Consider the following 16,936-nt stretch of genomic DNA (forward strand, 5'->3'; position numbering starts at 1 on the left):
GGTCGTTCGAGACCAGGACGTTGATAGGTCAGGTGTGTAAGCGCAGTAATGCGTTCAGCTAACTGATACTAATTGCCCGTAAGGCTTGATCCTATAACAAGTCTGCCTTATGGATGAGCGCCGTGCGATGCACGTGCAGCCATCCAAGAGACTGGTTGGATTCTCGTGTGTGATACACACAACCTAAATTACTGCTTCTTCCAAGATTGGTTGCGCTGCGAAGCAACGCAACAACCCCCTTTGCCTGATGACCATAGCGAGTCGGTCCCACCCCTTCCCATCCCGAACAGGACCGTGAAACGACTCTACGCCGATGATAGTGCGGATTCCCGTGTGAAAGTAGGTAATCGTCAGGCTCCCCTCAAGCCAGAAACCCCCGCCCAACAGGCGGGGGTTTTTGCATTGGCGCGGCGGAAAGGCACTTGGCCGCGCGAAGTGCCATCCGGCATGAGCTTGGGGCGTGGAAAACGTCATCAGGCCGCTAGTCGAACTGATCGAACCCCGATATGTCTCCGCCGCAATCTCACTCATCAGACCGCAATCCGCAAGATTGGAAAAAATCTGCCCGGGATGGCGCTCGATTCCTTTTCGCCAATCTTTTCAGCTTCCAGCGTCAGATAGAACGGCACAGCATTGGGATCCGCTTCGATCACGAAGCTTTTGATTCCTCTCGCAGCGGCTTCGGCTCGAACTGATTCCCACAGCGCACGGGCGACGCCCTGACCCATGTGATCGGGATGAACGAACAACCATCCGGGCGTCGGTTGATCCGAATCCAATGATGCTCGAATCCAGAACCCGATGACCGACGCGTCCGATTCCGCGACGTAACCGATCGCCCCTTCGATCGTCTCCGGCGAAATCGTGAGATCGTTTTGCCACAAGTCGAGCCATTCCTTCGGATAGCCCCAATGCGCCTTCGAAAGGCGCGCCAGTCGCGTGAGTTCGCCCGCGTCCGCGGCACGCGCAGAACGCACGGTAAATAGCTTGTGCATTTCGGCTCTCGTCATGGCCGGCACCACCTTGATCGGCGTTTTCATCAGTGCATCATCCGGACCAGCGCCTCACCGCTCAATCGATAGCCGGCCCGCTCGCAGCAGTATTGCCTGACGCGATTCATCCCGCACGCGCTCGGCGCAGCTACATGACCTGCGATGCATGTCCGGCGATGACGCGCCAGTTGGCGCCCGATCGACGCCAGAGGCGCGTATAGGCAAACGTGCCGGCGAATGCCGCGCCATCGAAATGGCCGGCGAGGGTCGCTCGCGTCGTGGTCAGGATCATCTCGTCGATCGCGTGTGCGCGCATTTCGTGGACGTCGAGTGTGTCGAGGCGCAGAAGCTTCGCGCGATGCGCGGCGAGGTCGTTCTCTTTCGAGATGATCTGGCCCGTCGGGACTGTGAATACCAGATCGTCGTCCAGCAGCGCGTCGAGCACGTCGACATCGTTGGCCAGCATCGCGGCGCGGAGCGCGGTTTCGCAGGGTTCGATGACGGTACGGATTGCATCCATGTCAGGCCTCGCAGCATTTCGGAAGGGAAGCGGTACGGCGGCGACAAACACATCCTACCGCGCGTTCGACAACGACTGACGCCGGACCAGCATCACCACGCAGATGCCGATCGACGCGATGAGGTTGACGGCCGGATAGAACGCGACCGCGACACTCCACGTGCTCAGTGCCAGCAACGCCAGCGCGTACTTGAGTACGCACAGCGCGAAATAGGCGAGGCTCTCGCTCCACGGATCGCGGATCGTCTTGCTCACGGTCGGGCCGAGGCCTGCAAGCTCGATCAGCGTAACCAGGCAGATCGACACAGTCGGATCGTCGGTCAGCATCCATAGCGGAATGGCCGACAGCGCCGCGCACAGGAACAACCAGTCGAGGCCCGTCCAGCCGCGCTCGCCGCGAAACAGGCTGGCGATCAGCGTCAGAAAGCACGTGACGGCAATCGCTGCCGTGCACCATGCGGACGGCCCCGCGCCCGCGACGAACTGGCCGGCCGCCGCGATCGCCGTAACGACCGACCACACGAGCCACGTGAACAGATGCGGGCGAACGGTGCGCCGGTAGATCGCGAGCGCGTAAGGGATCGCTGCCAGCAACGACACGGCCGTTCCGATCACGCCGAAGATCGAAGCGGCGCTCTCATCGACATTCACCATCGACGCAACCTCGTTCGGACTGGCCGACCAGTATGTGGTCAGACGGAACGGGGTGCAACGTCATGCCCGCGCTGCGGTGCGGTGCGGTGAGCATCCTGCAGATTCGCACCGGAACGTGGGAGAAACCCGATTCAAACAAACGGCACCCGGACTGCGATGCTGCCGGCAAACCCACGGCGCATCGGCGCCTGCTTGACGTCAGCAATCGAACGTCCGCAGGCGCTCGGCGTGTGCTTCGAGCCCGTCGAGCCCGAGATAGTGGCTGAGCTTGCCGGCGCGAACCTTGTGGATGTCCGCCTTCAGCTTGTCCAGTAGTTTGTCGCTCGCGGTGCGGTAGGCCGCTGGTGTATCGACGCCCTGGGCCGACAGCGCTGCGCCGATCAGCCGTGCGCTGTCGGTGCCGCCGCCCGCGACGCAACGCGCCATTGCGTCGGCATCCGGCTGCACGCCGGCGTCAAGCAGCATGCGCATCAGCTTGACCGGTACGGCGCCGGACACGGATGCCAGCGCATCGGGCACGACCCGTGCGCCCGATGCGAGCAACGCGATGGCGGCGGAAAACTTCTGGCGTCGCAGCGCGTAATCGGTCGGGATCGAACTGCCGGCGAGCGCCACGCCGAGATCGGCAACGAGCGGCGCCAGTCGCGCGATGAGTGCCGCATCGTCGTGATCGATCGCATGGCGTAATGCGTGACGTGCGAGCACCGGCTGCGCGCCGAGTGTGCCGTCGGCGAGCGGCGTGCGCCAGTCGATCACCGCTTGTCGATAGAACGCGATCAGCTTGTCGGCCAGCGATGCCGACAGGCCATGATCGTCGCGGCGCTCATCGACGTATTCGAGCAGCGTGACACCGGTGCCTGGTTCGCCGCCGGGCTCCAGCGGATCGACATGAAGCTGCAGCGCGCCGAATGCCGCGTACAGATCGGGGGCGATCGTCGCGAGACCGTCCTCGTGCATCGCGCCGCGCCACGCGGGCGGCAACCCCTGTTTCCATGCAAGCACATGGCCATGGTCGTGGGCGCCGGGCTCCGTCACGACGTAGATGCGGTCGCAATATTCGAAACCGCCGAACGGCAGCGCATCGATTTTGCCGTCCCACGTGCGCGCGTTCTCTTCCGCGGCGGCTTCGGCCAGTTCGAGTTCGTGGTCGATCCAGCCCTGCAGGTCGCGATAACCGTCGCTGCCGTTGTAGAACAGCTCGCTCCAGCTGATGGCTTCGACATTGCCGTTCATCTCCAGCGTCAGGTCGTAGTCGAGGCTGCCGCCGGCCGTGACGCGCTACAGCTCGAGCAACGGGAGCGGAATGTCGCCGTGACAGCAGGCCTGCACGGCCGCGATCTGGTCGGTCGCCATCGGCGGTTGTGCGTCGAAGATTATGCGGCCGGCAAACAGCACGATACCGTGCGCGAGCAGATCGGCCAGTTCGGTGTCGGAAAAGCGGGTGGCTTGCATCGGAGCGTGAGCGGTGATGGTTGATCGGTGTTCGCCGCGGTCCGCGGACAACGGACGGCAGCCACATGTTTGCATCGTATCAGCGGCGCGTGGCGAGACGCTCCGCGCCTGCACACCATTCACGACTCGGCCTTCGCCGCATGCACGTCGCGCCGAAAGGCACCGGGGCTCGTGCCCGTCCATTTCCGGAACGCGCGATGAAACGCGCTCGGCTCGGTGAAGCCGAGCTCGGCCGCGATCTCCGCGACGCTCAGCGTGCGCTCGCGCAGCAGCGACTGCGCGAGCGCGCCGCGCAACTCGTCCTTGATCGCAGCGAAGCTTTGCCCTTCGCTGCGCAAACGCCGCCGCAGCGTCGCGGGCGTCGTGTCGAGGCGCACGGCCAGCGCGTCGAAGTCGGGCCACTCGGCGGCCGGCAGCGCCTTCAGGTGCGCGCGCGTCTTCGCGACCCAGCCCGTGTCGTGCCGGTAGCGCACGAGCAGGTTGCCGGGCGCGCCGCGCAGGAAGGTCTTCAGCGCCTGCTCCGAACGAATCGTCGGCAGCGCGAGGTATGCGGCGTTGAACGCGAGCCGGCTGTCGGGGCGGTCGAAATGCACCGGGACGCCGAAGAACTGGTGATAGTCGCTGCGCTGACCGGGGCTCGGGCACGCGAAATCGATGCGCTGCAGCGGGATGCGCCGGCCGATCAGCCAGCACGCCACACCCAGCAGGATCAGCCAGAACGTCCGGTACGCGAACGCCGGGTACGGCGCGCCCGATTGCGTCAGCACGATCTGCGCCTGCCCGTCCGCCACGACAAGCTCGCCGTGCGGCTCGTCGAGCACCACCCGCAGGAACTTCAGCGCGCGCCGCAGCGCCTTGTCGAGCGTGCCGGCATGGAGCACCGCGTGGCACAGCAGCGTGAAGCTGCCGCGCCGCATCGGGCGCGCGGCGAGCCCGAAGAATTCGTCGTCGAGCGCGCCGGCGATCGCGAGCCACAGCCGGCCGTACTGTTGCGGCGTGACGGGCTCGTGCACGGCGGCCGGCAGCCCGGCGGTGCGCAGCACGGGCGCGGTCTGCAGGCCGTGCCGGCGCAGGCACGCGAGCGCATCGTCGACGAAATCCGGCGAAATCATCTGCGGCCCCATTTCCAGCATCCTCCCGACATGGCAAAAGCGATCACGATTCTAGATTCCGTTTGTCATTGATTGCAATGTATCGGCTGTCTACTATCGATGTATCCCCGTCGCGCCCCTGGCTCGCCGGCGGCCATAACACACAGGAGACACGCATGCCTGAAGGAGCTACCGCCCGGCCGGTGCCGGCCTACGCCGACGCCGTGGCCCGGTTCAGTATCGAGGCCGCCGCCGCGCAATTGAGCGGCGATCTGGAGCGCGGCCTGAACGCGTGTGTCGAATGCTGCGACCGGCACGCGAAGGCGGACGCGATCGCGCTCGACTGGATCGATGCCGGCGGCGAGCACCGCCGCTTCACGTTCGCGCAGATGCAGGCGTTGTCGGCCCGGGTCGCGAACCTGCTCGTCGCGCAGGGCGTGAAGCCCGGCGACGTGGTGGCCGGCCTGCTGCCGCGCACGCCGGAACTCGTCGCGACGATCCTCGGCACGTGGCGCGCGGGCGCCGTGTATCAGCCGCTGTTCACCGCGTTCGGCCCGAAGGCGATCGAGCACCGGCTGCGCATGAGCGGCGCGCGGCTCGTCGTGACCAACGTCGCGAATCGCGCGAAGCTCGACGAAGTCGCCGATTGCCCGTCGGTGGCGACGGTGTGCGAAGCGGGCGACACCTTGCCGGACGGCGACATCGATTTCCGTGCGGCGCTCGATGCGCAGGCCGATACGTTCGAGCCCGTGCTGCGCAAGGGGTCGGACCTGTTCATGATGATGTCGACGTCGGGTACGACGGGTTTGCCGAAGGGCGTGCCGGTGCCGCTGTACGCGTTGCTCGCGTTCGGTGCGTACATGCGCGAAGCGGTCGACCTGCGCACCGGCGACCGGTTCTGGAACATCGCCGATCCGGGTTGGGCGTACGGGCTCTATTACGCGATCACCGGCCCGCTGCTGCTCGGTCATGCCACGACACTGTACGAGGGCGGCTTCACGGTCGACAGCACGTACGACGTGATCGAACGGCTCGGCATCACGAGCCTCGCGGGTTCGCCGACCGCGTACCGGATGTTGATGGCTGCCGGCAAGGAAGCGGCCGCGCGGCTGAAAGGACAGCTGCGCGTGGTCAGCAGTGCCGGCGAACCGCTGAATCCCGAAGTCGTGCGCTGGTTCCACGCGGCCCTCGGCGCGCCGATCCATGACCACTACGGCCAGACCGAACTCGGGATGGTCGTGAACAATCATCACGGGCTCGCGCACGTCGTCCATGCCGGTTCGGCCGGCCTCGCGATGCCCGGCTACCGTGTCGCGGTGCTCGACGAAGCGGGCCGCGAACTCGGCCCCGGCGAACCCGGCAACCTCGCGATCGACATCGCACGCTCGCCGTTGCTGTGGTTCTCCGGCTACTGGCAGCAGGACACGCCGGCGATCGCGGGCGGCTATTACCGGACCGGCGACAACGTCGAACTGGAGCCGGACGGCACCGTGAGTTTCATCGGCCGCGCGGACGACGTGATCACGTCGTCCGGTTACCGGATCGGCCCGTTCGACGTGGAAAGCGCACTGATCGAGCATCCGGCCGTCAGCGAGGCCGCGGTGATTGGCGTGCCCGACCCGGAGCGTACGGAGATCGTGAAGGCGTTCGTCGTCCTGTCGAAAGGATTCGACGCCACGCCGGAACTGGCCGAGGAATTGAGTCTGCACGTGAAGCGGCGGTTGTCCGCTCACGCTTATCCGCGCGCGATCGATTTCGTCGACGCGCTGCCGAAAACCCCGAGTGGCAAGATCCAGCGCTTCGTGTTGCGCAAGATGGAAGCCGAGAAGGCCGCTCAACCCTGAATACGGACTACGAATGAATATCAAGGATCGCGTTTTTCTGATTACGGGCGCAGGTTCCGGCCTCGGCGCCGCGGTGGCGCGCATGGTCGTCGCGCAAGGCGGCAAGGCCGTGCTGCTGGATGTGAACGAAGAGGCGGGCGCGAGTCTCGCGAACGAACTCGGCGCGGCCGCGCGGTTCGTGAAGACCGACGTGACGAGCGAAGCCGACGGTCAGGCGGCCGTCGCGGCCGCGCGCGACGCGTTCGGGCGCGTCGATGCGCTCGTCAACTGCGCGGGCGTCGCACCGGGCGAGAAGGTCGTCGGCCGCGACGGCCCGCATTCGCTCGACCGCTTCGCGCGCGCGGTGTCGATCAACCTGGTCGGCACGTTCAACATGATCCGGCTGGCCGCCGACGCGATGTCGAAGCAGGACGCCGATGCGGAAGGCGAGCGCGGCGTGATCGTCAATACCGCGTCGGTCGCGGCGTTCGACGGGCAGATCGGACAGGCCGCGTATGCGGCGTCCAAGAGCGGTGTGGTGGGCATGACGCTGCCGATCGCACGCGAGCTCGCGCGCTTCGGCATTCGCGTCGTGACGGTCGCGCCCGGCATCTTCGCGACGCCGATGATGGCCGGCATGCCGCAGGACGTGCAGGACGCGCTCGGCAAGAGCGTGCCGTTCCCGCCGCGGCTTGGCCGCCCGGAAGAATTTGCGGCGCTGGTGCGCCACATCGCCGAGAACACGATGTTGAACGGCGAAGTCATCCGTCTCGATGGCGCGTTGCGCATGGCACCGCGCTGACACTGGAGGAAGCGAATCATGACGACTCAGGATCCGATCGTAATCGTGGGCGCGGCGCGCACGCCGATGGGTGGTTTTCAGGGCGACCTGGCGGCAGCCAGCGCGAACGACCTCGGCGCGGTGGCGATTCGCGCCGCGCTCGAGCGCGCGAACGTGCCGGCCGAACGCATCGACGAAATCGTGTTCGGCTGCGTGCTGCCGGCCGGCCAGGGCCAGGCGCCCGCGCGACAGGCCGCGTTGAAGGCCGGACTGCCGCTCGCGGCGGGCGCGACCACGGTCAACAAGATGTGCGGTTCGGGGATGAAGGCGGCGATGTTCGCGCACGACCTGCTGCTGGCGGGTTCGGCGGGCGTCGCCGTGGCGGGCGGGATGGAGAGCATGACGAATGCGCCGTACCTGCTGCCGAAGGCGCGCGCGGGCATGCGCATGGGTCATGGGCAGGTGCTCGACCACATGTTCCTCGACGGGCTCGAGGACGCATATGAAAAAGGCCGCCTGATGGGCACGTTCGCCGAGGATTGCGCGCAGGCGTACCAGTTCACGCGCGAAGCGCAGGACGCGTTCGCGATCGCGTCGCTGACGCGGGCACAGCGGGCGATCGCGGAAGGGCATTTCGTGTCGGAGATCGCGCCGGTGACCGTGAAGGCCGGCAAGACGGAAAGCGTCGTGTCGATCGACGAGCAGCCGGGCAAGGCGAAGCTCGACAAGATCCCGACGCTGAAGCCGGCGTTTCGCGACGGCGGCACGGTGACGGCCGCGAACGCATCGTCGATCTCGGACGGCGCGGCCGCGCTCGTGATGATGCGCCGCTCGGAAGCCGAGCGCCTCGGCCTCACGCCGAAGGCCGTGATCGTCGGGCATTCGACTTACGCGGACAAGCCCGGCCTGTTCGCGACCGCGCCGATCGGCGCGCTGCGCAAGCTGTCGGAGAAAACCGGCTGGAACCTGCGCGACGTCGACCTGTTCGAGATCAACGAAGCGTTCGCGGTGGTGCCGATGGCCGCGATGCGCGACCTCGACCTGCCGCACGAGAAGGTCAACGTACACGGCGGCGCGTGCGCGCTCGGGCATCCGATCGGCGCATCGGGTGCGCGCGTGATGGTGACGCTGCTGGCCGCGCTCGAAACGTACGGCCTGAAGCGCGGTATCGCATCGCTGTGCATTGGCGGCGGCGAAGCGACGGCCGTCGCGATCGAGCGTCTCGCGTAACGCATCGCACCGCTTCGTTCGCACGCAAGCAAGCGCCGACACGGGCGGCGCGTATCGCACGGTTCACTCCCGTGTGGTGCGCGCCGCCCGTTTTTATTCGACGGTTCGTCGTGCCGCGTTACGACTTCGCATTCGGCGACACCGCGCCGCACGCGCGAATCACGAGCTGCACGACCTGCTCGGTCTTTTCGTCGAATGCCTTCTTCGTGAATGCGCGCTTGCCGCTCAACGCGCGAATCTGCGCATCGAAATCGGCATAGTGCTGCGTGGTCGCCCAGATCAGGTACATCAGCGCATGCGGGTCGATCGGCGCGAGCAGACCGTGCGCGATCCAGCCTTCGATCACCTCGATGCGCGTGTCGAACCACGGCTTCACGCGTTGCGACAGGATGTCCTGCATGTGCTCCGCGCCGTGGATGATCTCGTTGGCCCAGACCTTCGAGCCGAGCGGGCGCCGCTGCGACAGCGCCATCTTCGCGCGCACGTAGCAGCCGATCGCTTCCACCGGATCGTCGCCGGCCTCGAACGAGCCGGCCGCGCGATGCCAGTCCTCGAACAGGTCGTCGAGCACGCGGCGATACAGCGCGAGCTTGGTCGGGAAGTAGTAGTGCACATTCGCCTTCGGCAGGCCGGCGCGCTCCGCGATCATCGCGGTGCTGGCGCCGGCGAGCCCGCGTTCCGCGAATACGGCCTCCGCGCACGCGAGCAGATGCGCTTCGTTGGACTCGCGAATGTGCGCCTTGCGTCGCCGCAAAGGCGCCGGCGTTTCGTCCCGGTCGGGGGCTGCGATTGCCGCCTCGTCATGTCTCATCGTCATCCTCGCGCGGCAGGCATGCCGCGTTGGGCTTCATTCTAGCCGCTGATTCGCGTCGCGCGCACGCATGGGGATGCCGCTACTCCACGGCGATGCTGCGTTGCGATGGCACGTTTCTCGCTCCGATGCGTCGCGCAAGAAAGACGTTGCGCTGGTCATTTTGATCGTCTAAAACCTGTCCAATCGGACAGGATTTAACGCGTTTCGCGAACCAGCGAGGCATGCACCGCATCCGGGCGGCGTGCCCCGAAACAGGCCTCACGTGCACCGGCACGGACCGGGCCGACGACACCACCGACCCCACAGGAGCGATACGAATGAGCGCGGTATCGGAAACAGTGAAGCGGACAGCTTTCGACACGTCGATCAAGGTCGACGGCAAGCGGTTGTGGGATAGCCTGATGGAAGTCGCGAAAATCGGCGCGACGCCGAAAGGCGGCGTGTGCCGCCTCGCGTTGACCGATCTCGACAAGGCCGGCCGCGACCTGATCGTCGGCTGGGCGAAGGCGGCCGGCTGCACGGTGACGGTCGATACGATGGGCAACGTGTTCATGCGCCGTGCGGGCCGCGTGGCCGACGCGGCGCCGGTCGTCACGGGCTCGCACGCGGATTCGCAGCCGACCGGCGGGCGCTTCGACGGCATCTACGGCGTGCTCGGCGGCCTCGAGGTGATTCGCAGTCTCAACGATCACGGCATCGAGACCGAGCATCCGGTCGAGGTCGTGATCTGGACCAACGAGGAGGGCTCGCGCTTCGCACCCGCGATGGTCGCATCGGGCGTGTTCGCGGGCGTGTTTCCGCTCGAATACGGGCTGTCGCGCAAGGACGTCGACGGCAAGACGATCGGCGAGGAACTGGCCCGCATCGGCTACGCGGGCGACGTGCCGTGCGGCGGGCGCAAGCTGCATGCGGCATTCGAACTGCATATCGAGCAGGGGCCGATTCTCGAGGCGGAATGCAAGACGATCGGCGTCGTGACCGACGCGCAGGGGCAGCGCTGGTACGAGATCACGTTCACCGGCCAGGAAGCGCACGCGGGGCCGACGCCGATGCCGCGCCGCCGCGACGCGCTGCTCGGCGCGTCGCGCGTGGTCGATCTCGTCAACCGGATCGGCCTCGATCATGCACCGTTCGGCTGCGCGACGGTCGGCATGATGCAGGTGCACCCGAACTCGCGCAACGTGATTCCGGGCCGCGTGTTCTTCACCGTCGATTTCCGCCATCCGGACGACGCGGTGCTCGCGAAGATGGATGCGGCGTTGCGCGATGGCGTTGCGCGCATCGCGGCCGACATCGGGCTCGACACCGAACTCGAGCAGATTTTTTACTACAAGCCGGTCGCGTTCGATCCCGCATGCGTGGCGGCCGTGCGTGAAGCGGCCGATCGCTTCGGCTATTCGCATCGCGACATCGTGTCGGGCGCGGGCCACGATGCGTGCTATCTGGCGCAGGTCGCGCCGACGTCGATGGTATTCGTGCCCTGCGTCGACGGCATCAGCCACAACGAGATCGAGGACGCGACGCCCGCATGGATCGAGGCCGGCGCGAACGTGCTGCTGCACGCGATGCTGTCGCGCGCATGCGAGCCGGCTTCATGACGGATCGACCGTAGCAGCCGCGACGCTGCCTGTCGTCTGAAATTTGCATGCCTAAGCATGACCGCCCCGACTGTGCATGATCAGCCGGCGGGGACGGCTTTGTCTCCACCCCGTCGAAGGAACGCGTATGACCACCCAGCCAACCGGCGATATCGCCGCGCATCGCCTGTCGTCCACGCAACTCTCGTGCGAGTTCGCCGATATCGCGCCGCTGCTCGATCCGACTGCCGCGGCGGCGGCCGCGAGCCGCTGCCATTACTGCTACGACGCGCCGTGCGTGCACGCGTGCCCGACGCAGATCGACATCCCGAGCTTCATCCGCAAGATCGGCAACGGCAACCTGAAAGGCGCGGCGATAGACATCCTGTCCGCGAATCCACTCGGCGGGATGTGCGCACGCGTGTGCCCGACGGAGATCCTGTGCGAAGGCGCGTGCGTGCGCAACCATCAGGATGCGCAGCCGGTCGCGATCGGCGCGCTGCAGCGGCATGCGACCGACTGGGCGATGCAGACCAGCGCGGTGCAGTTTCGGCGCGCGCCCGAGACGGGCCGCCACGTGGCGGTGGTCGGCGCGGGGCCGGCCGGGCTCGCGTGCGCGCACCGGCTCGCACTCGCCGGGCACCGCGTCACGCTGTTGGACGCGCGCCCGAAGGCCGGCGGCCTCAACGAATACGGGATCGCCGCCTACAAGACCGTCGACGATTTCGCGCAACGCGAGGTCGAGTGGCTGCTGTCGGTGGGCGGCATCACGCTGGAAACGGGTGTGGCGCTCGGACGCGACGTGACGCTGGACGCACTGCGCGAGCAGCACGATGCGGTATTCCTCGCGATGGGGCTCGGCGGCGTGCGTGCGCTCGCGATCGACGGCGAGCAACTGAGCGGTGTGATGAATGCGGTCGATTTCATCGAGCAGGTCCGGCAGGCCGACGTGCTCGCGAACGTGCCGGTCGGGCGACGCGTGGTCGTGATCGGCGGCGGCAATACGGCGATCGATGCGGCCGTGCAGAGCCGCAAGCTCGGCGCCGAGCGCGTGACGATGGTGTACCGGCGCGGCGTGGACGCGATGAGCGCGACGTGGGCCGAGCGCGAGTTTGCGCAGAAGAGCGGCGTCGCGCTCGTCACGCACGCGAAGCCGGTACGTATGGCGGGCACGAACGGGCAGGTGACGGGTGTCGAATTCGAGGCCACATCGGGCGAGCGTTTCACCGTCGACGCGGACATGGTGCTGAAGGCGATCGGCCAGACGCTCGTGCCGGACGGTATCGCGGCCACGTTGCTGACCGCGGACGGCACGCGTATCGCGGTGGATGCGGACGGGCGTACGGCACTGCCGGACGTATGGGCCGGCGGCGACTGCGCGGCGACCGACGGCGTCGACCTCACGGTACAGGCCGTGCAGGACGGCAAGCGCGCGGCCGCGTCGATCGACGCTGCGCTCGCCGCGCGCGCCGCGAAGGCGGCCTGAGCGCGCGGCGCACCGCCGGCACACCGAACACGACCCCCTTCTCACGGAGCCGAACATGGCCGATCTTCGCTGCACCATCGCAGGCATCACTTCGCCGAACCCTTTCTGGCTGGCGTCCGCGCCGCCCACCGACAAGGCCTACAACGTCAATCGCGCCTTCGAGGCGGGCTGGGGCGGCGTCGTCTGGAAGACGCTCGGGCTCGATCCGCACGTCGTCAACGTCAGTTCGCGCTACGGTGCGGTGCAGTGGAACGGCCAGCGCATCGCGGGGCTGAACAACATCGAGTTGATCACCGACCGTCCGCTCGACGTGAACCTGAGAGAAATCGCGCAGGTGAAGCGCGACTGGCCGGATCGCGCGCTGATCGTGTCGCTGATGGTGCCGTGCAACGAGCGCGACTGGAAATGGATCCTGCCGCTCGTCGAGGACACCGGGGCCGATGCGGTCGAGCTCAACTTCGGCTGCCCGCACGGGATGAGCGAGCGCGGGATGGGCGCGGCGGTCGGGCAGGTGCCCGAATACGTCGAGATGGTCACGCGCTGGGTGAAGGAAGGCACGAAGCTGCCCTGCCTCGTGAAACTCACGCCGAACATCAGCGACATCCGCATGGGGTCGCGCGCCGCGTACAAGGGCGGCGCGGACGGCGTGTCGCTGATCAACACGATCAACTCGATCGTCGCGGTCGATCTCGACCACATGGCGCCGATGCCGACCGTCGACGGCAAGGGCACGCACGGCGGCTATTGCGGCCCGGCGGTCAAGCCGATCGCGCTGAACATGGTCGCGGAGATCGCACGCGATCCGGAAACGCCGAACCTGCCGATCTCGGGCATCGGCGGCATCTCGTCGTGGCGCGACGCGGCCGAGTTCATGGTGCTCGGCGCCGGCAGCGTGCAGGTGTGCACCGCCGCGATGCATTACGGCTTCCGGATCGTGTCGGATCTCGCCGACGGGCTGTCGAACTGGATGGACGAGAAAGGCTACGCGACGCTCGACGACATTCGCGGCCGCGCGGTGCCGAACGTGACGGACTGGAAGTACCTGAACCTGAAGTACGACATCAAGGCGCGCATCGACCAGGACCGCTGCATCCAGTGCGGGCTGTGCCATATCGCGTGCGAGGACACGTCGCATCAGGCGATCACGGCGACGAAGGACGGCGTGCGGCATTTCGAAGTGGTCGATTCGGAGTGCGTCGGGTGCAATCTTTGCATGCATGTGTGTCCGGTCGAGCAATGCATCACGATGGAGCGCGTCGATTCGGGCGACTACGCGAACTGGACCACGCATCCGAACAATCCGGCGAGCGCGGATGCCGGTGCGAGCGGCGGCCCGGCGGCCGCGCCCGAGAAGCACGCGAAGGCGGCCTGACCGGTGTCCGGCGGCGCGGGAGGCTGCGCGCCGCCGTCTTTCGTTTCCTCGGGCCGGCATCGCACGATGCCGGCGCCGACGTTTTCGTGGAGTGCGATCGATGAAATCCGCAGCGAATCCCGCCGATCCCGACAGCGCCGCGGCGCACGGCGGCAGCCTGTACAATGACGACCTCGCGCCGACGACGCCGGCGCAGCGCACGTGGAAGTGGTACCACTTCGCGGCGCTGTGGGTCGGGATGGTGATGAACATCGCGTCGTACATGCTCGCGGCGGGGCTGATCCAGGAAGGCATGTCGCCGTGGCAGGCGGTGACGACGGTGCTGCTCGGCAACCTGATCGTGCTCGTGCCGATGCTGCTGATCGGCCATGCGGGCGCGAAGCACGGGATTCCGTACGCGGTGCTCGTGCGCGCGTCGTTCGGCACGCAGGGCGCGAAGCTGCCGGCGCTGTTGCGCGCGATCGTCGCCTGCGGCTGGTACGGCATCCAGACCTGGCTCGGCGGCAGCGCGATCTACACGCTGCTGAACATCCTGACCGGCAACGCGCTGCACGGCGCGGCGCTGCCGCTCGTCGGCATCTCGTTCGGGCAGCTCGCGTGCTTCCTCGTGTTCTGGGCGCTGCAGCTGTACTTCATCCTGCACGGCACCGATTCGATCCGCTGGCTCGAAAGCTGGTCCGCGCCGATCAAGGTCGTGATGTGCGTGGCGCTCGTCTGGTGGGCGACGTCCAAGGCGGGCGGGTTCGGTTCGATGCTGTCGGCGCCGTCCCAGTTCGCGGCGGGCGGCAAGAAAGCCGGGCTGTTCTGGCCGACCTTCTGGCCGGGCCTGACGGCAATGGTCGGCTTCTGGGCGACGCTCGCGCTGAACATCCCCGATTTCACGCGCTTCGCGCATTCGCAGCGCGACCAGATGATCGGGCAGTCGATCGGGCTGCCGCTGCCGATGGCGTTGCTGTCGGTGGTGTCGGTCGTCGTGACGTCGGCGACCGTCGTGATCTACGGCAACGCGATCTGGGATCCGATCGACCTGACGAGCCGGATGACCGGCATCGGCGTCGGCATCGCGCTCGTGATCCTCACGCTCGACACGATGTGCTGCAACCTCGCCGCGAATCTCGTCGGGCCGGCCTACGATTTCTCGAGCCTGTGGCCGAAGGGCATTTCGTACAAGGCGGGCGGGATGATCACCGCGACGATCGCGATCGTGATGATGCCGTGGAAGATCCTCGCGACGACGGACGGCTACATCTTCACCTGGCTCGTCGGCTATTCGGCGCTGCTCGGGCCGGTCGCGGGCATCCTGATGGTCGACTATTTCCTGATTCGCGGCACGCAGCTCGATACGCGCGCGTTGTTCGACGAGGGCGGCGACTTCAGCTACGCGCGCGGCTGGAACCCGGCCGCGCTGGTCGCGCTCGCGGTCGGCGTGCTGCCGAACCTGCCGGGCTTCCTGCATACGGCGTTTCCGGCGTCGTTCCCGAACGTGCCGGCGTTCTTCAACACGCTTTACACGTACGCGTGGTTCGTCGGCCTCGTGCTGGCGTCCGGCGTGTACGGCACCTGGATGAAGTGGCGCGCCGGACAGCGCGCGCAGATCGCGAGCGCATGACGCGCGAGCCGGCTGCGACTCGCGCGCGGCATGCGGCACCCGACAGTCAACGAGGAGGCAACGAAATGGCAATCCTGATTCGTGGCGGCACCGTGGTCGATGCGGACCGTTCCTATCGCGCGGACGTGCTCTGCGCGGACCCGCAGGACGGCGGCACGATCCTGCAGATCGCGGAGCGGATCGACGCGCCGGCCGGCGCAACCGTCGTCGACGCGCACGACCAGTACGTGATGCCGGGCGGCATCGATCCGCATACGCACATGGAGCTGCCGTTCATGGGCACGACCGCGAGCGACGATTTCTACTCGGGCACCGCCGCCGGGCTGTCGGGCGGCACGACGAGCATCATCGACTTCGTGATCCCGAGCCCGAAGCAGCCGCTGATGGATGCGTTCCGCGAATGGCGCGGCTGGGCCGAGAAATCGGCTTCCGACTACGGTTTTCATGTCGCCGTGACGTGGTGGGACGACAGCGTGCACCGCGACATGGGCACGCTCGTGCGCGAGCATGGCGTGTCGAGCTTCAAGCATTTCATGGCGTACAAGAACGCGATCATGGCCGACGACGAGATTCTCGTGAACAGCTTCACGCGTTCGCTCGAACTCGGTGCGCTGCCGACCGTGCATGCGGAGAACGGCGAACTCGTGTTCCAGCTGCAAAAGGCGCTGCTCGCGCGCGGCATGACGGGGCCGGAGGCGCATCCGCTGTCGCGGCCGCCGGAGGTGGAGGGCGAAGCCGCGAACCGCGCGATCCGCATCGCGCAGGTACTCGGCGTGCCCGTGTATATCGTGCACGTGTCGGCAAAGGACGCGGTGGATGTGATCACGCGCGCCCGTAGCGAAGGGCTGCGCGTATTCGGCGAAGTATTGCCGGGCCACCTCGTGATCGACGAGGCCGTCTATCGCGATCCGGACTGGACGCGCGCGGCGGCCCACGTGATGAGCCCGCCGTTTCGCTCGGCCGAGCATCGCGAGGCACTGTGGCGCGGGCTGCAGTCGGGGCAGCTGCATACGACGGCGACCGATCACTGCGTATTCTGCGCATCGCAGAAGGCGATGGGCCGCAACGATTTCACGAAGATCCCGAACGGCTGCGGCGGCGTCGAGGATCGCATGTCGGTGCTGTGGCATCACGGCGTGAATCATGGCCGCATCACGCCGAACGAGTTCGTGCGGATCACGTCGACGAACGCCGCGCAGATCTTCAACCTGTATCCGCGCAAGGGCGCCGTGCAGGTCGGCGCCGACGCCGACCTCGTCGTGTGGGATCCGGCCGCGACGAAGACGATCTCGGTGAAGACGCATCACCAGCAGGTCGACTTCAACGTGTTCGAGGGGATGACCGTGCAGGGCGTCGCGACGCACACGCTCACGCGCGGCGCACTCGCGTGGGCCGACGGCGAATTGCGCGCGGTGCGCGGCGCGGGCCGCTATCTGAAGCGCCCGCCGGCGGCAGGCTACTACGAGGCGGCGCGGATCGCGAACCGTCTGCGCGAGCCGCATCCGGTCGAGCGCGTGGGTTGAACGACGCGTGCC

The 16,936-nt window shown here is 67.0% G+C and carries 15 protein-coding genes and 2 rRNA genes; 10 read left to right on the forward strand and 7 right to left on the reverse strand.

Features of this window, described 5'->3' with window-relative positions; translation table 11 throughout:
* Both HWX09_RS21440 and rrf read left to right on the forward strand, forming a co-directional pair.
* Positions 1-93 (forward strand): 23S ribosomal RNA (locus tag HWX09_RS21440); the annotation flags it as partial.
* A 150-nt stretch (positions 94-243) separates the two neighbouring features.
* A 5S ribosomal RNA gene (gene rrf, locus HWX09_RS21445) occupies positions 244-356 on the forward strand.
* A 174-nt stretch (positions 357-530) separates the two neighbouring features.
* Here the strand turns inward: rrf and HWX09_RS21450 are convergent.
* The 6 genes from HWX09_RS21450 to HWX09_RS21470 form a co-directional block, all read right to left on the reverse strand.
* The gene (locus HWX09_RS21450; protein ID WP_027786247.1) at positions 531-995 is read right to left on the reverse strand and encodes a GNAT family N-acetyltransferase; all 465 of its coding nucleotides are present in this window, start codon (positions 993-995) and stop codon (positions 531-533) included.
* A gap of 145 nt (positions 996-1,140) precedes the next feature.
* The gene (locus HWX09_RS21455; RefSeq protein ID WP_027786246.1) at positions 1,141-1,512 is read right to left on the reverse strand and encodes a nuclear transport factor 2 family protein; all 372 of its coding nucleotides are present in this window, start codon (positions 1,510-1,512) and stop codon (positions 1,141-1,143) included.
* Between the two features lie 54 nt (positions 1,513-1,566).
* Complete coding sequence (locus HWX09_RS21460; RefSeq protein ID WP_027786245.1) at positions 1,567-2,166, reverse strand: hypothetical protein; 600 nt, start codon at positions 2,164-2,166, stop codon at positions 1,567-1,569.
* Positions 2,167-2,364: 198 nt separating this feature from the next.
* Entirely contained in the window at positions 2,365-3,399 is a 1,035-nt protein-coding gene (locus HWX09_RS21465; protein WP_306427330.1) for an SMI1/KNR4 family protein, read from the reverse strand.
* A gap of 45 nt (positions 3,400-3,444) precedes the next feature.
* Positions 3,445-3,618 (reverse strand): hypothetical protein, encoded by a 174-nt coding sequence (locus tag HWX09_RS33970; RefSeq protein ID WP_306427329.1) that lies wholly within the window; start codon positions 3,616-3,618, stop codon positions 3,445-3,447.
* A 119-nt stretch (positions 3,619-3,737) separates the two neighbouring features.
* Positions 3,738-4,742 carry an AraC family transcriptional regulator gene (locus HWX09_RS21470; protein ID WP_027786244.1) on the reverse strand — a complete coding sequence of 335 codons (1,005 nt, stop codon included), beginning with the start codon at positions 4,740-4,742 and terminating at the stop codon, positions 3,738-3,740.
* A gap of 143 nt (positions 4,743-4,885) precedes the next feature.
* On the opposite strand from HWX09_RS21470, the gene HWX09_RS21475 reads away from it, so the two are divergent.
* Genes HWX09_RS21475 through HWX09_RS21485 form a run of 3 tightly spaced genes read left to right on the forward strand, consistent with a single transcriptional unit; the run spans position 4,886 to position 8,543 of the window.
* Positions 4,886-6,553: an acyl-CoA synthetase gene (locus HWX09_RS21475; RefSeq protein WP_027786243.1), complete on the forward strand. Its 1,668-nt coding sequence runs from the start codon at positions 4,886-4,888 to the stop codon at positions 6,551-6,553.
* Between the two features lie 13 nt (positions 6,554-6,566).
* Positions 6,567-7,334, forward strand: coding sequence for a 3-hydroxyacyl-CoA dehydrogenase (locus tag HWX09_RS21480; protein WP_027786242.1), 768 nt, complete (start codon positions 6,567-6,569; stop codon positions 7,332-7,334).
* An 18-nt stretch (positions 7,335-7,352) separates the two neighbouring features.
* Complete coding sequence (locus tag HWX09_RS21485; RefSeq protein ID WP_027786241.1) at positions 7,353-8,543, forward strand: acetyl-CoA C-acetyltransferase; 1,191 nt, start codon at positions 7,353-7,355, stop codon at positions 8,541-8,543.
* A gap of 118 nt (positions 8,544-8,661) precedes the next feature.
* Here the strand turns inward: HWX09_RS21485 and HWX09_RS21490 are convergent, their stop codons facing one another.
* Positions 8,662-9,354: a TetR/AcrR family transcriptional regulator gene (locus HWX09_RS21490; protein ID WP_027786240.1), complete on the reverse strand. Its 693-nt coding sequence runs from the start codon at positions 9,352-9,354 to the stop codon at positions 8,662-8,664.
* Positions 9,355-9,674: 320 nt separating this feature from the next.
* Here HWX09_RS21490 and HWX09_RS21495 point away from each other — a divergent pair, with 320 nt between their 5' ends.
* From HWX09_RS21495 to hydA, 5 genes are all read left to right on the forward strand, one after another.
* Positions 9,675-10,955, forward strand: a complete 1,281-nt coding sequence (locus tag HWX09_RS21495; RefSeq protein ID WP_027786239.1) for a Zn-dependent hydrolase — start codon at positions 9,675-9,677, stop codon at positions 10,953-10,955.
* Positions 10,956-11,082: 127 nt separating this feature from the next.
* On the forward strand, positions 11,083-12,420 hold the full coding sequence (locus tag HWX09_RS21500) for an NAD(P)-dependent oxidoreductase (protein ID WP_027786238.1): 1,338 nt from the start codon (positions 11,083-11,085) through the stop codon (positions 12,418-12,420).
* Between the two features lie 55 nt (positions 12,421-12,475).
* A complete protein-coding gene (gene preA, locus HWX09_RS21505; RefSeq protein WP_027786237.1) occupies positions 12,476-13,792 on the forward strand; it encodes an NAD-dependent dihydropyrimidine dehydrogenase subunit PreA in 1,317 nt (438 codons plus the stop codon).
* A gap of 100 nt (positions 13,793-13,892) precedes the next feature.
* Positions 13,893-15,401, forward strand: coding sequence for an NCS1 family nucleobase:cation symporter-1 (locus HWX09_RS21510; RefSeq protein WP_027786236.1), 1,509 nt, complete (start codon positions 13,893-13,895; stop codon positions 15,399-15,401).
* 65 nt (positions 15,402-15,466) lie between these two features.
* Entirely contained in the window at positions 15,467-16,924 is a 1,458-nt protein-coding gene (gene hydA, locus HWX09_RS21515) for a dihydropyrimidinase (RefSeq protein WP_027786235.1), read from the forward strand.
* Positions 16,925-16,936: the final 12 nt, after the last annotated feature.

It is taken from the genome of Burkholderia sp. BCC1208 (genome assembly GCF_902833095.1).
Classification (GTDB): domain Bacteria; phylum Pseudomonadota; class Gammaproteobacteria; order Burkholderiales; family Burkholderiaceae; genus Burkholderia.